General features: G+C 48.8%; 14 protein-coding genes. 7 read left to right on the forward strand and 7 right to left on the reverse strand.

The genetic code is table 11. The features are described from left to right. Window positions 1-42 precede the first annotated feature (42 nt). From selD to MD588_RS05880, 3 genes are all read left to right on the forward strand, one after another. Window positions 43-1,080: a selenide, water dikinase SelD gene (gene selD / locus MD588_RS05870; protein ID WP_265696032.1), complete on the forward strand. Its 1,038-nt coding sequence runs from the start codon at window positions 43-45 to the stop codon at window positions 1,078-1,080. Further along, a complete protein-coding gene (gene mnmH, locus MD588_RS05875) occupies window positions 1,080-2,177 on the forward strand; it encodes a tRNA 2-selenouridine(34) synthase MnmH (RefSeq protein WP_265696033.1) in 1,098 nt (365 codons plus the stop codon). Before selD ends, mnmH begins: the two co-directional genes overlap by 1 nt. Before the next feature lie 144 nt (window positions 2,178-2,321). Continuing rightward, window positions 2,322-4,313, forward strand: a complete 1,992-nt coding sequence (locus MD588_RS05880; protein ID WP_265696034.1) for a DNA topoisomerase III — start codon at window positions 2,322-2,324, stop codon at window positions 4,311-4,313. Here the strand turns inward: MD588_RS05880 and MD588_RS05885 are convergent. From MD588_RS05885 to MD588_RS05895, 3 genes are all read right to left on the reverse strand, one after another. Continuing rightward, window positions 4,310-5,929 (reverse strand): sensor domain-containing diguanylate cyclase, encoded by a 1,620-nt coding sequence (locus MD588_RS05885; RefSeq protein WP_265696035.1) that lies wholly within the window; start codon window positions 5,927-5,929, stop codon window positions 4,310-4,312. The genes MD588_RS05880 and MD588_RS05885 overlap by 4 nt on opposite strands. A 508-nt stretch (window positions 5,930-6,437) precedes the next feature. Further along, complete coding sequence (locus tag MD588_RS05890; RefSeq protein WP_265696036.1) at window positions 6,438-6,629, reverse strand: hypothetical protein; 192 nt, start codon at window positions 6,627-6,629, stop codon at window positions 6,438-6,440. Window positions 6,630-6,984: 355 nt separating this feature from the next. Next, window positions 6,985-7,680, reverse strand: coding sequence for an SDR family oxidoreductase (locus MD588_RS05895; protein ID WP_265696037.1), 696 nt, complete (start codon window positions 7,678-7,680; stop codon window positions 6,985-6,987). Window positions 7,681-7,815: 135 nt separating this feature from the next. Between MD588_RS05895 and MD588_RS05900 the strand changes: the two genes are divergently transcribed. Beyond that, window positions 7,816-8,091, forward strand: coding sequence for a hypothetical protein (locus MD588_RS05900; RefSeq protein ID WP_265696038.1), 276 nt, complete (start codon window positions 7,816-7,818; stop codon window positions 8,089-8,091). Window positions 8,092-8,146: 55 nt separating this feature from the next. Here MD588_RS05900 and MD588_RS05905 read toward each other — a convergent pair whose 3' ends face one another. Together MD588_RS05905 and MD588_RS05910 are read right to left on the reverse strand one after the other, a co-directional pair. Further along, window positions 8,147-10,006 (reverse strand): DUF3413 domain-containing protein, encoded by a 1,860-nt coding sequence (locus MD588_RS05905; protein ID WP_265696039.1) that lies wholly within the window; start codon window positions 10,004-10,006, stop codon window positions 8,147-8,149. A 46-nt stretch (window positions 10,007-10,052) separates the two neighbouring features. After that, window positions 10,053-10,271 carry a YejL family protein gene (locus MD588_RS05910; RefSeq protein ID WP_265696040.1) on the reverse strand — a complete coding sequence of 73 codons (219 nt, stop codon included), beginning with the start codon at window positions 10,269-10,271 and terminating at the stop codon, window positions 10,053-10,055. Between the two features lie 74 nt (window positions 10,272-10,345). Here MD588_RS05910 and yejK point away from each other — a divergent pair, with 74 nt between their 5' ends. The 3 genes from yejK to MD588_RS05925 all read left to right on the forward strand — a co-directional run bounded on the left by yejK (window position 10,346) and on the right by MD588_RS05925 (window position 13,965). Further along, a complete protein-coding gene (gene yejK, locus MD588_RS05915; protein ID WP_265696041.1) occupies window positions 10,346-11,359 on the forward strand; it encodes a nucleoid-associated protein YejK in 1,014 nt (337 codons plus the stop codon). A gap of 304 nt (window positions 11,360-11,663) precedes the next feature. Then, the gene (locus MD588_RS05920; protein WP_265696042.1) at window positions 11,664-13,493 is read left to right on the forward strand and encodes an Hpt domain-containing protein; all 1,830 of its coding nucleotides are present in this window, start codon (window positions 11,664-11,666) and stop codon (window positions 13,491-13,493) included. Between the two features lie 112 nt (window positions 13,494-13,605). Then, window positions 13,606-13,965 (forward strand): nitrous oxide-stimulated promoter family protein, encoded by a 360-nt coding sequence (locus MD588_RS05925; protein ID WP_265696043.1) that lies wholly within the window; start codon window positions 13,606-13,608, stop codon window positions 13,963-13,965. A 102-nt stretch (window positions 13,966-14,067) separates the two neighbouring features. Here MD588_RS05925 and fldA read toward each other — a convergent pair whose 3' ends face one another. Beyond that, entirely contained in the window at window positions 14,068-14,562 is a 495-nt protein-coding gene (fldA, locus tag MD588_RS05930; RefSeq protein WP_265696044.1) for a flavodoxin FldA, read from the reverse strand. Window positions 14,563-14,643: 81 nt separating this feature from the next. Next, entirely contained in the window at window positions 14,644-18,216 is a 3,573-nt protein-coding gene (gene nifJ / locus MD588_RS05935) for a pyruvate:ferredoxin (flavodoxin) oxidoreductase (RefSeq protein ID WP_265696045.1), read from the reverse strand. Window positions 18,217-18,242: the final 26 nt, after the last annotated feature.

Consider the following 18,242-nt stretch of genomic DNA (forward strand, 5'->3'; position numbering starts at 1 on the left):
GGAGTAGAATTTCTCGCTCTTCTCGTTATTCCGGAGCGTGTCATGGAAAATGTTCGCCTTACTCAATATAGCCACGGTGCAGGATGTGGCTGTAAAATTTCTCCTCAAGTTCTTGATACTATTCTCCGAACTCAACTTGCCCCATTTGCGGATTCCAACCTGCTAGTGGGTAATGAAAGCAAAGACGATGCTGCCGTTTATGACCTTGGCAACGGCAGTGCAGTGATCAGTACGACTGACTTCTTTATGCCTATCGTCGACGATCCGTTTGACTTCGGACGAATTGCCGCCACGAATGCTATCAGTGATATTTATGCGATGGGTGGCAAGCCAATTATGGCGATTGCGATCCTAGGCTGGCCGGTGAATGTTTTACCGCCTGAAATTGCCCAGCAGGTAATTGAAGGTGGTCGTTCAGTATGTCGTGAAGCCGGTATTTCGCTGGCTGGTGGCCATTCAATTGATGCCCCTGAACCTATTTTTGGGCTGGCTGTAACTGGTATTGTCGATACTGATCGCGTGAAGCGTAATAACCAGGCCGAGACGGGCTGTAAGCTATACCTAACCAAGCCATTGGGCATTGGTGTGCTGACTACGGCTGAGAAAAAGTCCAAGTTGGCCGAAGAGCATGTAGGCTTGGCACGTGACTGGATGTGTAAGCTGAATAAGCCAGGTGAAGATTTTGCCAACATTGCCGGTGTCAAGGCGATGACGGATGTTACCGGCTTTGGCTTGATGGGGCATCTGAACGAAATTTGTGAAGGTAGCCAGCTAAAAGCAAAAATCAATTTTGACCAAGTGCCGCACCTGCCTGGTGTATTCGACTATATTGCACAAGGTTGTGTACCGGGCGGCACCGGCCGCAACTTCGACAGCTATGGCCAAAACCTTGGAACGATGAGTGAACAGCAGAAAGCGTTGCTGTGCGATCCGCAAACGTCTGGTGGCTTGTTGCTGGCAGTAATACCTGAGGCTGAGCAGGACGTTCAAGCGATTGCTGCAAATCACGGTATTGAATTGAATGCGATTGGTGAGTTAATCGCAGCCGATGGCGATACCACTTTGATTGAGATTTGTTAATGTCCCGCCCAAATTGTGAAGATTTTCGACAGTTATTTGTCAATGATATACCGCTGATGGATATGCGCGCTCCTGTTGAGTTTGCTCAGGGCGCTTTTCCAACATCGCATAACCGCCCCTTGATGCAAGATAGCGAGCGTAAAGCCGTAGGTACCTGTTATAAAGAGCATGGCCAGGAGGCTGCTATAGCCCTTGGCCATGATCTGGTTAATGGCGAGCTTAAAGCGGAACGGGTGGCACAGTGGAAGGCCTTCTGCGAGGCGAACCCAAATGGCTATCTATACTGTTTCCGTGGTGGCTTGCGTTCGCAGATTACCCAGCAATGGCTGAAAGAAGCAGGAATCGAGTTTCCGAAGGTTATTGGTGGTTATAAGGCACTACGTCGCTTTCTGATTGATACTATCGAACAGGTTGCGCAGATGCCGATCACCTTGGTGGGCGGCAATACTGGCAGTGGCAAGACAATCATGGTCAATGAGCTGCCAAACGGCCTTGATCTTGAAGGCGCGGCGAATCACCGAGGCTCCTCCTTTGGCCGTTATGTTAGCGAACAGCGAACTCAGATAGATTTTGAGAACGTGCTTGCGGTATCGATGCTGAAGAAACTGGATCAAGGTTGCCAGCAGTTTGTACTGGAAGATGAAGGTAAGATGATTGGCTCGGCAAGTGTGCCGTTGGCAATTAACACTGCAATGCAACAGGCTCCAATTGCGGTTGTCGATGATCCGATTGAGACTCGTCTGGTACGTTTGTTAGATGACTATGTCGTTCGTATGCAGCGAGATTTTGTCGCTTTTCATGGTGAAGAGCAGGGCTGGGTTTTATTTGCCGAATATCTTGAACGCGGTATGTTCGGTATTCGCAAGCGCTTGGGTATCCAGCGCTACGACGAACTGTTGCAAGTTCAGCAAAAAGCCGTGCAGGTGATGCAGAGTACAGGTAGCCTGGCTGGCCACGAAGGGTGGCTCAAGCCGTTGTTGGAGCAGTATTACGATCCGATGTATACCTATCAGCTGAGCAAGAAAGCCGACCGTATCGTATTCAGTGGTGAATACGATGAAGTGAAAGCATGGTTGGCCGCTAATGCTAGAACCTAGAACCTAGAACCTAGAACCGAGTGGCGGGTGGAGTAATCTATCTCGCCTCTCGCCTCTGCCACCTGTATCTATATCCAGTATTTTCTTGTCCTCTTTCGCCTTTTTTCTTATAGTTCAGCTTAAAAGAACTAGCGAACCATCTTCATGACCCGTCTTTATATTGCTGAAAAACCAAGTTTAGGCCGTGCGATTGCCGCAGTGCTGCCGCGTCCCCATAAAAATAACAATGGTTATATTGAAGTGGGCAATGGCGATATTGTGACCTGGTGTATCGGGCATTTGCTCGAGCAGGTAGAGCCTGACGCCTATGATGAAAAATACAAAAAATGGAATATGATGGATTTGCCGATTATTCCGCAGCAGTGGCAGCTTGCACCCAGAAAATCGGCCAAACAGCAGCTGAGTGTTGTTCGCAAGTTAGCCAAGCAGGCTACGGAAGTCGTTCATGCCGGAGACCCTGACAGGGAAGGGCAGTTGTTGGTTGATGAAGTGATTGACTATGTAAAATTGGCGGCAGCCAAGAAAGCTAAGATGCAGCGCCTGTTGATATCCGATCTTAACCCTGCGGCCGTGAAGCGTGCGCTGGGCAAGATGCGCAGTAACCGCGACTTTATACCGCTGTCGGTATCGGCACTGGCACGTTCAAGAGCCGACTGGCTATACGGTATGAATATGACCCGTGCCTACACCTTACTGGGGCAGAAAGGAGGGTATCGTGGAGTGCTGTCGGTTGGACGGGTACAAACGCCGATACTTGGGCTGGTTACTCGCCGCGATGATGAAATTGCCAATTTTATACCCAAGCCATTTTATGAGCTCTTTGCGTTGATCCCATACCAAGATAATGTCATCAGGGCTCGCTGGAAACCCAGTGAGGCGTGCCAGCCGTGGCAGGATGAAGACGGGCGGATACTTAATCGAAAGCTGTGTGAAAACGTGGTCAACAGGATCAAGGGGCAACCGGCTGAAGTGACCGAATCGGAGCGTAAAGAGACTCGCCAGTCACCTCCTTTGCCCTATTCGCTATCGGCGTTACAGATTGACGCTGCGAAGCGATTTGGTATGAGTGCTGCTGATGTTCTGGCAACATGCCAGTCTTTATATGAGATGCACAAGGTGATCACGTACCCTCGTTCAGATTGCCGCTATCTACCGCTGGATCACTACAAGCAGGCGGGTGATGTGTGTCAGGCCGTGGCAAAGACGGCGACGGAGCTAAGCTCAGCAGTCAGCGGTGCTGATATGTCGCTAAAATCAAAAGCCTGGAACGATAAGAAAGTCGACGCCCACCATGCCATTATTCCGACCCCAAAATCGGTTAGCGGTAACGCCTTAAGTGCCAGTGAAAGCAAAATCTATCAGCTGATCGCCCGTCAGTATCTGATGCAGTTTTATCCTGCTGCGATTTATAGCGAGGCGAGACTGGTCTTTACCATTGCTGGTGGAACGTTTATTGCGAAAGGTCGCCAGTTGATGAGTACGGGCTGGCGGGAGCTGTTGGGACGAGATGACTCGGCCAAGGATCAGGATCTGGCGGACAAGGTACCGCCATTGGAAAAAGGAACTGTACTGACCTGCAGGGATGGTGAGATTAAAGACAAAATGACCGAGCCGCCCAAGCCGTTTACTGAAGCCACCCTGCTTCAGGCGATGACGGGGATCGCGCGATTTGTTTCTGATTCATCGTTGAAGAAAATCTTGCGAGATACCGACGGCTTAGGTACCGAGGCTACGCGTGCCGGTATTTTAGATATTTTGTTCAAACGACAGCTGCTGACCCGACAGGGAAAGAGCATTCATGCGACAGAGGCCGGCCGAGGTTTGATCTATGCACTGCCTGATGCGGCAACGTATCCAGATATGACAGCCCATTGGGAGCATCAGCTGCAAGAAATGGCCGAGAAGAAATGTGCTTATCAGCCATTTATGGAAGCACTACAAAGCCAAGTCCAGCAGATGATGGACAACGTCAAGCACAGCGAGGTACCGCCGAGTCTGCGCGAGTTGAAATCTCCCGAACCTTTCAAAGGCGGAAAAAAACGACGCTACAGCAAAGGAGCGGCTAAGACTGGATCAAAGACAGGTAGCCGCACTGCAACTGCAACGAAACGTAAATCAAGTAAGAAGGCGGGTTAGGGCAGCTCAAAATAGCTGTTTCGGCCTAAAGATTTTGCTTCGTACAAAGCGATATCAGCCTGTTTGAAGAATGTGGCGGGCGAGCTGTGGACTGAGGGAATAATCGTGCTGACACCAACACTGACGGTCACTATATCAGGGGCACTATCAGCCCCCTGTGTTCGGGGAAGTCTCAACGCCTGAATCGCATGTAGTGCCCTTTTGGCCGCATAGCTTGCCGCGCGCTTATCTTGCCCTGGCAGGAGAAGGACGAACTCTTCACCGCCATAGCGGGCAAACAGTGCCCCGGCGCGCTTTTCCAATGTTTCCAGGGTAGTGGCAACCTGCTGAAGGCACTGGTCGCCGGCGGCATGGCCGTAGGTGTCGTTATAAGCCTTGAAATGATCAACATCGATAATCAATAACGAAATAGGCAATTGATGTCGCTCGGCCCGGCGCCACTCCTCGATAATTCTTTCGTCAAAGACTCGGCGATTAGATACGCCTGTTAGCGGGTCAAGTTTCGAGATTTTTTCCAGCTTACTGTTAACCCTTTCTAGCTCTGCGGTCCGATCGGCGACCCGCTGTTCCAGCTCTTTGTTCAATCGGAGTAAATTCTCTTCGGCCTGACGACGCACAAGGTGCTGGGAGACAATAAAGCCAAATTGTTTGAGCAGCTGGTGGTGATAGTTATGTAGCGGCATACCGGTCAACAGGTTATCACAGGCAATCCAGCCTACCGGGGTATCTTCATCCCACAACGAAATATAGGCGCTCCAGCCAAAGCCCACCTGCTTCAAATCATGGTAGAGCGGGGTGCCGTCCTTTATCGCCAAATACTCTTTTTGGACTAACGTATGGATAGAAAACCATTGGTCAGGGATCTTGGACTCAAAATAATGCTCGTCTACGGTATTGCCGTGGATGTCAGTACCGTAAGTTCCCTGCTGCATCTGATAATTATCTTTGAACAAAAATATCGCCATGCGATCGATATGTAAGACTTTTTTTGCCTCGTCTACGGCAGTGAACAGCATGTTGTCCATCGACGTGGCACGCCACAGCTTAAAAGAAATATCATGCAGCGCCTGAAGTTGTTCTTTAAGGGCTTGCTGTTCATGCTGGCTTATTTCGAGCTCTCGCTCAGCAGAGCGGCGGCCGTAGTGCTCGAACTGGATACTTTCGCTAAGCAGGCAGGCATCCAGTTCGGAAGCCAATAAGGTGGCTAGGGATGAAAAATCATGGCTCTTAGGCTGCGGTTTGTCGGGAAAGTCAATAATCAGGCAGCCAATGATGTGAGAGCGGCGCTCCAGAGGTAGCCAAAGTCGCATGCCGGTTTCATTTGCCGTAAAGTGAGGCTTCTGCTGGCGGATTGCCTTGTTGATTTGGAAGAAAGGGATCCTGTTACTGTCCTCGATATCTACGGGCGGGAACTGGTAGTGGATCCCTGTAGGATCCATATTAAGCAGGGTCTTCCATCGAGATTTATAGGCGACAACTAACTGGGCGTGACTGACGGCAAAACTCTCGCAAAGATTTCGGCAAGTGAGTTCGCAGACCGTACGTAGCCCATGGGCTTTGCCCCACTGTGCCTGGATTCGTTGATAAAATTGCTTTAACTGTTCATCTAGAGCCAACTTCAGTCATCCATATCGATATTCAATTATGTGGATATCCTGTATTTTTATCGATCACAGAAAGAAAATTATGCATTAAACCCACACAATGATACGAAAATCACGGCACATTTATAAATTTGCGACTCAAAACACACCTATGCTCTATGTGTTTTGAGCTTTTTCAGCGCGGACATTAACTGGATTGAAAAAGTCGGCTTAGGTTAGATTACTTGTTTTTACCAGGCGATTGCTGAGCCATCATAGTTGTAAAAGCCCCCGCTGTTTTCGTGCGAAAGGTTACCAGTGACGCTTTTTAAACCAGCGGCTGACTGCTGACTATCTATCAGTGCATTTGGCCCGCCTAACCTGATATAAATATTATCACCTTCAATCAAGAGTTTGCGGTTACAGCTAGTTGGAAAATGGATTTTCTCATGCTTTAGATTGGGACAAATAAAGGATATAAATAACCTCAAGTTTTTCAACTTGAGGTTATTACTACGTTATCAGTAGGACTTTGCTGAAGTTACTTTGCTGATGAGTTACTCTCTGAGCTTTGTGCACCCCAAACTGGCGTACAGCCAGCGTGTGTGGCCGGAGACGCGGCAGAGCCCAACTGCTGACACTCAATCCCCGCGTATTGATGATTAGCTGTGGTTGCTTCGCAGCCTGTTAGGGCGGCAGCCACCACTAATAGGATTACTGCTGTTCTATTCATATTGTATCCTCTTTTCCTTGGATAAATTATCTCCCGAAAAAACAGAACAAAAGACAAGCGCTACATTGTCGTCTAGCAATGACATGACAATCACCAGATATTTAACCTTTTCATCGGCGTTGTTAATTGTACTCACCGATTAGTGGCTTGCACTCGTGTGCATATTTGATGATAGTACAAATCTGTTGGTGTTTATCAGGTCATAACTGGAACATTCTGAGTGTTTGATTTGAAGCAAGGCCATAGGATAAAAAACAAGAGGCGGTTGCTATCTTGTGCAAAATGGCATGCTTTATTCCAGCTTACTTGGACCAAATATACACAAGACAGCTAAATTAAATAGTCATGGTTGAAATCACCATGGGATCAGTGAACCATCATAGTTATAAAAGCCACCACTCTGTTCCGTGGTAAGGGCATCAATTACGGCTTTAAGCCCTTGCGCAGATTCAGGTGTAGATATTATGGCATTTGGTCCACCCATCTCGGTCTGTACCCATCCGGGGTGGAGGGCGACGGAGATAATTCCCTGGGGGAGTAAGTCATTGGACAAGCTCTTTACCACTGAGTTTAGTGCCGCTTTTGATGAGCGGTAGATGTAGCCGCCTCCGCTGGTATTTTCTGTCATACTGCCGACTTTTGATGACATGCAGGCAATGACACCGGGTCTGCCGGCTTTTAGTTGCGGATAAAAGGCTTCTGCCAGTTTCAAAGGTGCGATCGTATTTATTTCAAATACTTTTCTCCATTCTTCAACATCGGTATTACCGAAACCGTATCCTTTAGGGCCATAGTAGCCTGCGTTATTAATCAGTAAATCAAACGGAGTTTCAGCAAGTGCCTGGCTTAATTCGCTAATAGCTTGATGATCCGTTACATCCAGTTCCAATAGGGTTAAAGATTCGGTTGTTGTTTGTAGTTGCTTCAGGGCCTCTGCTTGTTCGGTCTCGCGGCAGCAGGCATAGACCTGCCAGTCATCAGTCAGGTAAGCGTTTACCAAGGCCAGGCCAATACCACGGTTCGCACCGGTAATGAGTACATTCTTATTCATCACTCACTCTTTGTGTTGTTTAGTTTGCTATTAATAGAATACGTATCGAAAGTAAGACAGCGCAGACTGACTAGATTAGCTAATTTTTTATGATATGTATTGAGTATATTCACCAATGTCATCGGGTGGTGTTATATGTTTCGCATTGCTAGGGAAGGTTGGATTGTCGGCTTGGCTGTATTACTTGTGAGTTGTGCCGATACCCGCCATGAGAGATTGGTTGATCTTGGTTTTACTCGAAATTATCTTGATGGTTATCAAGACGGCTGTAGCAGTCGCAAGGAAGAGGCACAGACTCACCTTGACGGCTTTCGTCGCGATCCGGAACGTATGGTTGTTGATAAGAAATATGCCAACGGTTGGACGGACGGTTTTGAGCAATGCTACGCCGACAATTCGGAGTTTTACTGATGCTGCCCGTTATCAGGCAAAAGAAAAGGCAGCCTGAAGGCTGCCTTATTAAAGGTTATTCCGGTTGATAGAAGCGTTTCAATTCATGCATAACCTGCATCAGGGTTGAAAGCTTGGGCTTCCCTTCGCCTTTGAGCTTATAGTTCTGATCATAAACTCGGTAGTTGCCATATTTGTCGACCACCGTGGTGGTGTTTTTTTGCAGCACGACAATATCTCGGCTGTCACCGGCTAGTACCCAACGGCGTTTGGGGTTTTTCTCGAACAGGCTGATACCGCTACTGTAGGTAGCCGGAGGCGCGGTCGTGCTTAGCAGCGATTCCATCAATGTCGGTACAACGTCAAGATGACTGGTTGCCCGTGTGGTTTCAACCGGAATACTGCCCGGCCAGTGAATTATCAGTGGCACTTTGAGCTGGTACTTGCTGTAGTTGCTGCTAGACCCCCAGCTATTGGTACCGGTTTCGTTGAACTCTGTACCGTGGTTGGAGGTAACAATAACGATGGTATTTTCCAAGTTGTTACTGGCGACTAACTGCTCGAAAATCGTGATCAGCAACTCATCGGTATGATAGGCCGCGTTACGATAGCTATTTTTTAACAACAGCTTGGTATCTGTATCAGTAGCACTTAAGTTAGTGCTGCCTAGCGAAGGCGTGAACTGCGGAACATAGTCTCCGCCTTCTTCAAAGTTTTCAACGGAAGCTAGCTCAATATAACCGAACCATGGGCTCGTGGCCTTCTGCTCGCTAAGCCAGGCTGCCCAGTCAGCGATTGCCTGCTCATCACTGTTGTTCTTGTCTGTATCGCTTGGTTGTTCAGGCAACGGTTTATCTTTAAAAACGGCTTCTGAATAGATAGGTGTGGCGAATGCATCGCCGCTAAACAGGCCAAACTCGTAACCACGTTTCTTCAGGGTGTCGAGTAAAACAGGTGAATAGCCTGCAGAGCGGACACTGTTGATGTAGCCGCCAGGCAAGCCGTAAAACAGGCCGAAAATACCGCCGGAATTTTCATTGCTGGCACTGTAGTGGTTACTGAAGTTGAGGTTTTGCTGAGCAAAAGCAGCCAAGTGTGGCATGGTTTCATTATTAACCATATCGCTACGTAGGCTGTCGACCATCACTACCAACAGGTTTTGTCCGGTACCGGGATCATTGAACGAGAGTGTGTCCATCGGGTAGCGGATACGTTCACTTTCCTCGATTCCCTGGGCGTCAAGACGTTTAGTATATTCTTGGCGATCCAACAAACCATGCTTTTCCATGAAAGTTTTGGCTGTCATTGGATAGGAGAGCGGGAAATTAGAGCGTTGTACGGTAACCGGGCGATATAAGTTAGCATCCGCCCAGATGTAAACCAAATGACTACTCAGGAAGCACAGCCCGAAAACGGCAGCGATAGGTACCCCGACATGTTTGCGGGTTAGCTTCCTGAGCTTGCGCCACAGCCATTCCGACAGAATTAACTGCATGAGGAATATGATCGGGACGACAACAAACAGGTATTGCCAGCGGGCATTTAGCTCCGTTCTTTCACCACTTAACAACAAATCCCAAACGAGTGGGCTCAGGTGTAGATCCAGAGACTCATAAGCATGAGTATCGAGTAGCAGTGCTGTCAGGCCGATAGTACCAACTAATACCGCAAACAAGCGCATTAAGCGCTGAGACGGGATCAGGAAGCTGGCCGGAAAGATAATAAGAATGTAAAAGCCAAAGACAAGAAACCCGAAGTGACCGACCCAACTTAATCCGAGATAAAGTTGCCCCAGTATTGTTTCAGGCCATTCAGAATGCACAATATATCGCGTACCCAACAGCATGGCTGCGATGATATTGAAAAAGCTGAACCAGTGACCCCAGCTAATGAGCTGGGATACTTTGTCTTTATAATTGTTACCGCCGGTGACCATAGATGTCAGTAATTCCCAGTCTTATATGCGACGCTTAAAAACAAGCTTAATCTTCTTTAATTGAGGATTGCAGAGCCTGTGCGAACTTCTCTGCAATGGCTTTCCTTTGCGATGCTGGAACGTCGGCATTAATGATGTTGGTAGCGATATTACCTACGATCATAAGAGCCAGTTCCGCTGAAGCATCATGCTTCTCTAGTACATCGAACACATCATCAATGATTTGTTCAACTTTTTTATTGGTGTATTTTGAAGTAATTGGCATAGGAAGTCTTGTTTAATGTTGAAGAAAGCGACTTATAATAACCTACACTTTAGATTTACTGAAACTTTTCCATTATGAGTCTTACGCTTTCTAACGTCATCCTTCACCAGTTGACTAAAAATGAACAAGATGAACTTGAAGTTCATCTTAGAAAACAAACACTTGAGAATAATCAGTCAACCGAAGACCTAGTTTCCGAACTGCACCGCGTCTATAGCAGCAAAGGGGCGAAAGGCTTTGCCCACTTTTCTGAAGACAGCGAGTTCAGTCATTGGTTGAAACAAATTCGATCTGGTGAGCTCGATTTCCTTACATTTTCTAACCAATCAGCACAGAAGCTGCAGACTGAGCTGGCGAAATATCCATTTGCCGAAGCAGGTACCCTTGTTCTGGCTGAGTACCAGTCGTTAGCGACTGATTATCTATTTATTGGTTTGTTACCAACCTGCCACAGTATGAAGGTGACTGAGCATTTGGATATCAGTGCGACAGATTATCTGGATGTCGGTAAGATGGATATTGTTGCTCGAATTGATCTGTCTTCCTGGGAAACCGATTCAGACTCAAATCGTTACCTGACTTTCATTAAAGGCCGTGTCGGTCGCAAGATTGCCGACTTTTTCCTTGATTTCCTTCAGGCGGAAGTCGGGCTGGATGTCAAAGAGCAAAACCAGGTTCTGATGCAGGCTGTTGAAGACTATTGCGCCGATTCTCGCCTCGAAAAAGAAGAAAAACAACAATACCGTAAGCAGGTTTACGATTACTGCAATAGCCAATTGCAGGCAGGTGATGAAGTCGCGGTGAAAGAGCTTGCCGGCGAGTTGCCAACCACAGAAGACGGTACGGATTTCTATCAGTTTGCTTCTAACCAAGGCTATGAACTGGAAGAAAGCTTTCCAGCCGATCGTACGGCTATGCGCAAGCTGACTAAGTTTGTAGGCTCCGGCGGTGGTATTTCAATTAACTTCGATAGTATGTTGCTGGGTGAGCGCGTATTTTATGATGCAGAGACAGATACACTGACTCTTAAAGGCATACCGCCTAACCTGAAAGATCAACTACAGCGTCGCCTGAATACCGATAACTAATTGATTGGGTAGCCTGGAACCACCTTTATCCTGGATGAAGGTGGTTTTTTTGTGCCTATAAAGCAATTATGCAAATGAGTGTATAATTCGTTGTGGAATATGTTTGGCAAGTTGACTAAGGTTATTGGTAATACTATTTGTCGATTAAGACGTTTTTTTATTGATTACATCGTATTACGGCTCACTTATCGGTTCTGCTGGCTTGGGTGATAGGATTTCGTTAAGCGTTGACAGGAGTTAATATGAATGAGTGTGTGGAAAAACAGAAGCTCGCTTTTACTCAGAAGCAGTGCTGGGTACGGCTATGAGCGAAAAGGTCGAACTAAGTTCTGATTGCCAGCGAAAAAAACTCCCTTCGGTTGTTTTACCTCTGATGTTGCTGTGCATTCTGGTTGGAGCTGGAGGTCTTGGCTACTTAACCTTTTTATCCTCGAATACCTTGAACCTTGTCCGCTCTATTTCCCAACTCGAACTTGAAACCGAGCAGATTAGGCAACAGGTTACGGCGGATTCCCTGTCTTCGCCAATAGAGGAAATATCAGCACCACTTCGACAGCGTTTACTTGAATTGAAAATAAGTGGGGAAAGCAACCAGTATGTGAGCCAAATCAATACCTTAGTTTTGAATGGCAGGCAGTTTGCAGAGCAGGCAGAACAAGCTTGGTTTACCCATAATATGCTTCAGCTTGTAGCTCGACGGTTGTCTGAGCGAATGCAAGACGGGGCGGGCAGTGTCGATAGCCTTAAGGTTTATCAGCAACTATCGGCTAATTACTTGTCCGCTTTACACACTAGCCCCTCGATTCCGGAGCAGCAGTTGTTGCATAGACTGGATGCGATACGGCTTGAGCTCGAGCCGCAGATCTCATCCCTTGGCGCTGAAGAAAAACAGCTGGTGATGGATGACACGAGATCATTGGTTGCAGCACTAGCACGTTATTTTCAGTACCGCTCAGTGATAGACGCGGTTATTCAGAGTGAGTTTTCTGATGAAATGCATGGGCTGAAAACGAGCCTGATCCAGTATAGCCATCAACTGATCCTATTTACGAGATTATTGACCCTACTCGTGGCTGCGATCAGTTGTTGCTGTATCGGCTATAGCCTTTTAAAAATCAGAAGAAAATCAGATCTGGCGGGGGCGTCCGTGGCTATGGGACTGCGGAATGAGGTAGCCCCACAGCCAAACGAATTGAGCCGTGCCGCTGAACTTGCGCCTCATGCCACTGTATGCGCCAATCTAGCTTCTGAAAAGCCTGTAACTGGCTCACTGGTTGAGGGAACGAGGAAGAAAGAGTTGGTACTGGATTCACAAAGCCTGCTCGATAACATGGACGGGGATTGGGATACCGTCGCCATGTTGTTGGAGATTTTCCTCAAGGAGCATGGCGATGATGCCGAGCGGTTTACAGCCTGTTTGAGTAATGGGCAAAGCCTTGAATTGGGCTTAATAGTCCATAGCTTGAAAGGGATTGCCTGTAGCTTCGGCGCTGAACCGTTACGGCAGGTTGCCGGAAATATAGAGCGTCGATGTAAACAAGGGCTGGCGATTAACCCGGATCATGCTCGTCAGCTCAGTGAGGCTATTGAAGAGTTGAAAACGGCGATCAATGAGTTCTTGCAGTCAGGTCCAGGAGGCGGTTGTCACGAGGAAATGCCGGTTGGTGATGATATAGATAATCATAGAGCCGATGCTTGTCTTGGCGTTACGACCGAGCAGCGGCCTGTGGGCACTGCTCCTCAAAGAGCTGAAAGAAACATCGAGCCGCTGGTTTTACTCGACATTGCCTATGTGCTGGGTACGATGGATGATGATGCCGACTCCGTCAAAATGTTGTTGCAGATCTTTATCGAGGAGCATGCCCACGATGCCAAGAAGCTACAGCAGTTGGTGTTCCGGTGTGAACCGGATGCCATCTGCGAGAATGCGTTGCGACTGGTTCACAGCCTGAAAGGGGTCGCGGGAAGTTTGGGGGCTGAAGCCTTGAAGCAGCAAGCAGAGTGCATCGAGTCTCGATATAAGCAGCAACAGGTTGTTTCTGATGCTGAGTATAGGAAATTAGCCAGTATCTTGGATGATACTGTTAGAGCGGCAACCGGTTATTTGGCAGAACTGCCTGCGGTGGTGGCTTAGAAGGAATATTGTATTACTGTACAGACTACTTTTCGACAGAATGGTCTATTCGTTATGCAAAATTGATCTTTATCAATGGTTGTTTTTGGCTGCGGTGGATAATACCGCCCCTATGATAGTTCAAACCAAACATTCAGTTCGTAAGCAGCGTGAACTGGACACCGCAAAAGCGATGATTCGCCTTTACTGTAAAACGCTGCACCGTGGGGCGGTTATTTGCCCTGAATGTGAAGGGCTTATTGAATATGTTGAAGCACGAGTGGCAGGCTGCCGCTTGGGTGAGAACAAGCCTAACTGTCTGCAATGTAAAAGCCAGTGTTACCACCCGGCCAAGCGATTGCATTTTTCCCATGTACTGCGCTGGTCTATGCCTAAGTTTGCTTGGCGGCGTCCTCTACAGGCATTGAAATTTAAGCTTGGCATTTTCCGTTCCTCGGATGCTGGTGATCCACAGTCGGCATCTGTCCGATAAGAAACGTACCGCCGAGGTTTTCCTCCTTGCTGGTTATAGTACATAAAACAAAGGCTGCGTAATGCAGCCTTTGTTGTTTTTAAGTTTACAGTCTAAGTCAATTTAGGCAGTAAGACCGAGGGTATTCAGCCAGGTGGCGATACGGTCATCGGTGAGCTCTGGCTGGCGATCTTCATCAAGTGCCAGACCGACAAATTTGCCATCTTTCACGGCACGTGAATCGTTAAACTCGTAGCCGTCAGTTGGCCATTGGCCGACTAGCTCACCACCTGCTTCGATGATCAGTTCGGCCAGGTCGCCCATTGCATCCTGGAAGCTATCTGGGTAATCCACCTGATCGCCTAGGCCAAACAGCGCTATTTTCTTGCCGCTTAAATCAGCATCTTCTAGCTCAGGCACAAAGCAATCCCAGTCTGGCTGCATTTCACCATAGTTGGCAGTAGGTGTGCCTAGGATAAGCAGGTTGAAGTCATCGAAGACCTCGTTGCTGCAGCCTGCAATATCATTGACTTCCAGTTCCAGCTGGGCCGCGATTTTCTCTGCCACTTTTTCTGTGTTGCCTGTGTCACTAGCGAAAAAAATACCAATGTTTGTCATGTTCATCTCCAGCTAATTGTTCTGCTGATGGTTAAATTCTGTTGGGTATAGAGCGTGGCAATTACTGCCACGCTTCAAGCTTTATTTCTTTTCTGGTTTCCACTGGCCAAGCTGTTCCAGTAGCAAGTGCTTATGGGCAACTTGCTGGCGCAGACGTTCCAGGTTGGCCTGATATTGTTCAGGGTTGCGACGCAATATCTGGGTAAAGCGGGCTTCACGGCTGATCAGTTCCTCGACGTCTTTTTTCGGTGTCTTGGAATCCATCTGCAGTGCGGCTCGACCTTTGCCCGTTCGGCGAGGGTCGAAGCGGAACAGCGGCCATAGCCCGGTTTCAACCAATAGCTGCTGGTGCTCGACGCCTTCGGCCATATCAAAGCCATGGGTAATACATGGCGAGTATGCAATCACCAATGATGGCCCCGGATAGGCCTCGGCTTCCTGCAGCGCCTTGATGGTTTGGTTCATGTTGGCACCCAGCGCAATCTTGGCCACATACACGTTGCCGTGCATCATCATATTCAGCGCCAGATCTTTGCCGTTGCTGGTTTTGCCCTGAGTGGCAAACTTGGCAACAGCACCCGTAGGGGTAGCCTTTGACTGCTGGCCACCAGTGTTGGAATAACCCTGGGTATCCATCACCAGTACATTGACGTTGTCACTACCTGCTAATACATGGTCCAGGCCGCCGAAGCCGATGTCGTAGGCCCAGCCGTCACCACCGACAATCCAGTTACTCTTGGCAACCAAATCATCAGCTCGGTCATTCAGCTGGCGGTGGCTATAGGGCAGCTCGGCACGCAAGCGAGTTAGGTTCTGGCGTTGGCGGGTAACCGCAGTTTCACTGCTGTCGAAGGCATCCAGCTTAATTTGCTCTAGCAGTTCGGCAGGAAGGAAATCGGCAGCAGTTTCCAGCAGACCCAGCGCATTATTACGCTTGCTGTTTAGCGCCAAACGCATACCCAGACCAAATTCGGCGTTGTCTTCAAACAGGGAGTTTGCCCATGCCGGTCCCCGCCCATGCTTATCGACCGCGTAAGGCGTGGTTGGTAGGTTACCGCCATAAATTGACGAACAGCCTGTTGCATTGGCAACCAAGAGGCGATCACCAAATAGCTGGGTCAGGAGTTTCACGTACGAGGTTTCCCCGCAACCGGAACAGGCGCCGGAGTACTCGAACAGTGGTTGTAATAGCTGGCTGGTACGGGCGTCGATACGTTTTATATCAATACGTTCAATCTCAGGTAGCTCAAGGAAAAACTGGTAGTTCTCGCCCTGCGATTCTAATACCGGTTGTTTCGGTGCCATATTGATGGCTTTACGGGACGGATCTGCCTTATCGCTAGCCGGGCAGGCTGTGGTACAGAGATTACAGCCAGTACAATCTTGCGGTGAAACCTGCAGGGTATATTGCTGCCCCTTGAAGTCTCGCTGCTTGTACTCGGCGCTCTTGAATCCTTCAGGAGCAAGTTCCAATGCTTCCGGGGTGACTGCTTTGGCGCGGATTGCAGCATGCGGGCAGACTAGCGTACAGATGTTGCACTGGGTACACAGGTCGTCTTCCCAGACTGGTACTTCTTGGGCGATATTCCGTTTTTCCCACTGGCTGGTTGCCGTTGGCCAGCAGCCGTCGACCGGGAACGCACTGACAGGGAGTAGGTCACCTTTGTCAGCCATCATCATGGCGCTTACGCGCTTCACCAGTTCCGGGGCTTTTTCATTGACCACTGGCGGGCGGCGGAACAGGCTGGTGGCCTGTTGCGGAATAGTAACTTGCTGCAAACGAGCAACTGTCGCATCGACGGCATTGTGGTTGGCTTCGACAATCGCCGGCCCACGCTTGCTGTAGCTTTTTTCGATAGCTTGTTTGAGCTGGGCAATCGCCTGATCCAGTGGCATTAGCTCGCTCAGTGCAAAGAAGGCCGTTTGCATGATGGTGTTAAGGCGGTTTTTCAGTCCCAGCTCGCTGGCCAGTTCAACCGCATTAATCACATATAGGTTCAGTTGCTTCTCAATGATCACCTGCTGAACTTCCTGCGGCAGGTGCTCCCAGACGTCATCGGCAGAATGCGGGCTGTTAAGCAGCAAAGTCCCCTGATGAGCGGCATGTTCGAACATTTCCAGCTTATTGACGAACTGGAATTGGTGACAGGCGATAAATTCTGCCTGTTCGATTAAATAGGGTGCTTCAACAGGCGTGGTGTCAAAACGCAGGTGCGAGACGGTGGTACCGCCCGATTTCTTCGAGTCATAGACGAAATAGCCCTGCGTATGCAAATCGGTATTCTCGCCGATGATCTTGATGGTGTTTTTGTTCGCACTGACGGTACCGTCGGCACCAAGGCCGTAGAACAGTGCGCGCAGGCGGTTATCTGGTTCTGCATCGATTGCAGGAACGGTTGGCAGCGATAGATGAGTGATATCGTCGTTGATACCCACCGTAAAGTTATGGTGTAGCTGTTTGTTAGCCATCGCGCTGAAGATACTGACCGCATGGCTTGGGTTGAATTCTTTTGAAGACAAGCCGTAGCGCCCACCCATGATTGCCGGCAGGTGCGGGTATTGCTTAGCGGCATGAGCTTGTTGGATCGTGGCGGCTACGTCAAGGTATAGGGGATCACCGATGGCTCCCGGCTCTTTGGTGCGATCCAGTACTGCAAGCTGCTGAACCGTGGTCGGTAGCACTGACATGAAATGCTTCAGAGAGAACGGACGGTAAAGGTGAACGCTGATCATTCCGACTTTCTGGCCGGTTGCCAGTAGGTGATCAATTGCCTGTTCAACGGTCGAGGAGGCCGATCCCATAATAACTACGACATCGGTGGCTTCAGGGTGCCCGTAGTAATCAAACAGTTTGTATTCCCTGCCGGTTAAGCTGGCGAATTGTTCCATCTTGTCGGCTACAATATCGGGACATGCCTGATAGAAACCATTAGCGGCTTCACGAGCCTGGAAGAAGGTATCAGGATTCTGTGCTGTTCCGCGAATGCTCGGCGCGTCTGGTGTTAGTCCACGCTGATGGAAGGCATCAATTTGTTCCTGCACGATCATCTGACGGATCGTGTCATCGTCGATCATCGCGATTTTATTGATTTCATGCGAGGTACGGAATCCGTCGAAGAAATGGACAAACGGGATCCGACTCTCCAGCGTGGCGGCCTGGCTGATCAGGGCAAAATCATGGGCCTGTTGTACCGAGTTGGCAGCCAGCATAGCAAAACCAGTTTGGCGTACGGCCATCACATCTGAGTGATCACCGAAAATAGAGAGCGCGTGAGTCGCGAGAGTACGGGCAGCTACATGCATAACAAACGGCGTCAGTTCGCCGGCAATCTTGTACATGTTCGGGATTTTAAGCAGCAAACCCTGTGATGAAGTGAAGGTCGTTGCCATCGAGCCGGCCATCAATGCACCGTGGACCGCGCCTGCAGCGCCACCTTCTGATTGCATTTCAATGACGCGTGGAACTTGTCCCCATAGGTTTTCCTGTCCCTGACTTTCCCAGATCTCGCAAGCTTCGGACATCGGGGAAGAAGGAGTGATAGGGTAAATACCGATTACTTCATTACAGCGATAGGCGATTGAAGCTGCGGCTTCATTACCGTCCATCGCAGTATAGGTGACGTTTTTTCTGTCAATCAGCGGTTTTTTAGGCATAACTTACTCCAGCGAACAAGCACTGT

Source organism: Photobacterium obscurum (assembly GCF_026191635.1).
GTDB lineage: Bacteria > Pseudomonadota > Gammaproteobacteria > Enterobacterales > Vibrionaceae > Photobacterium > Photobacterium obscurum.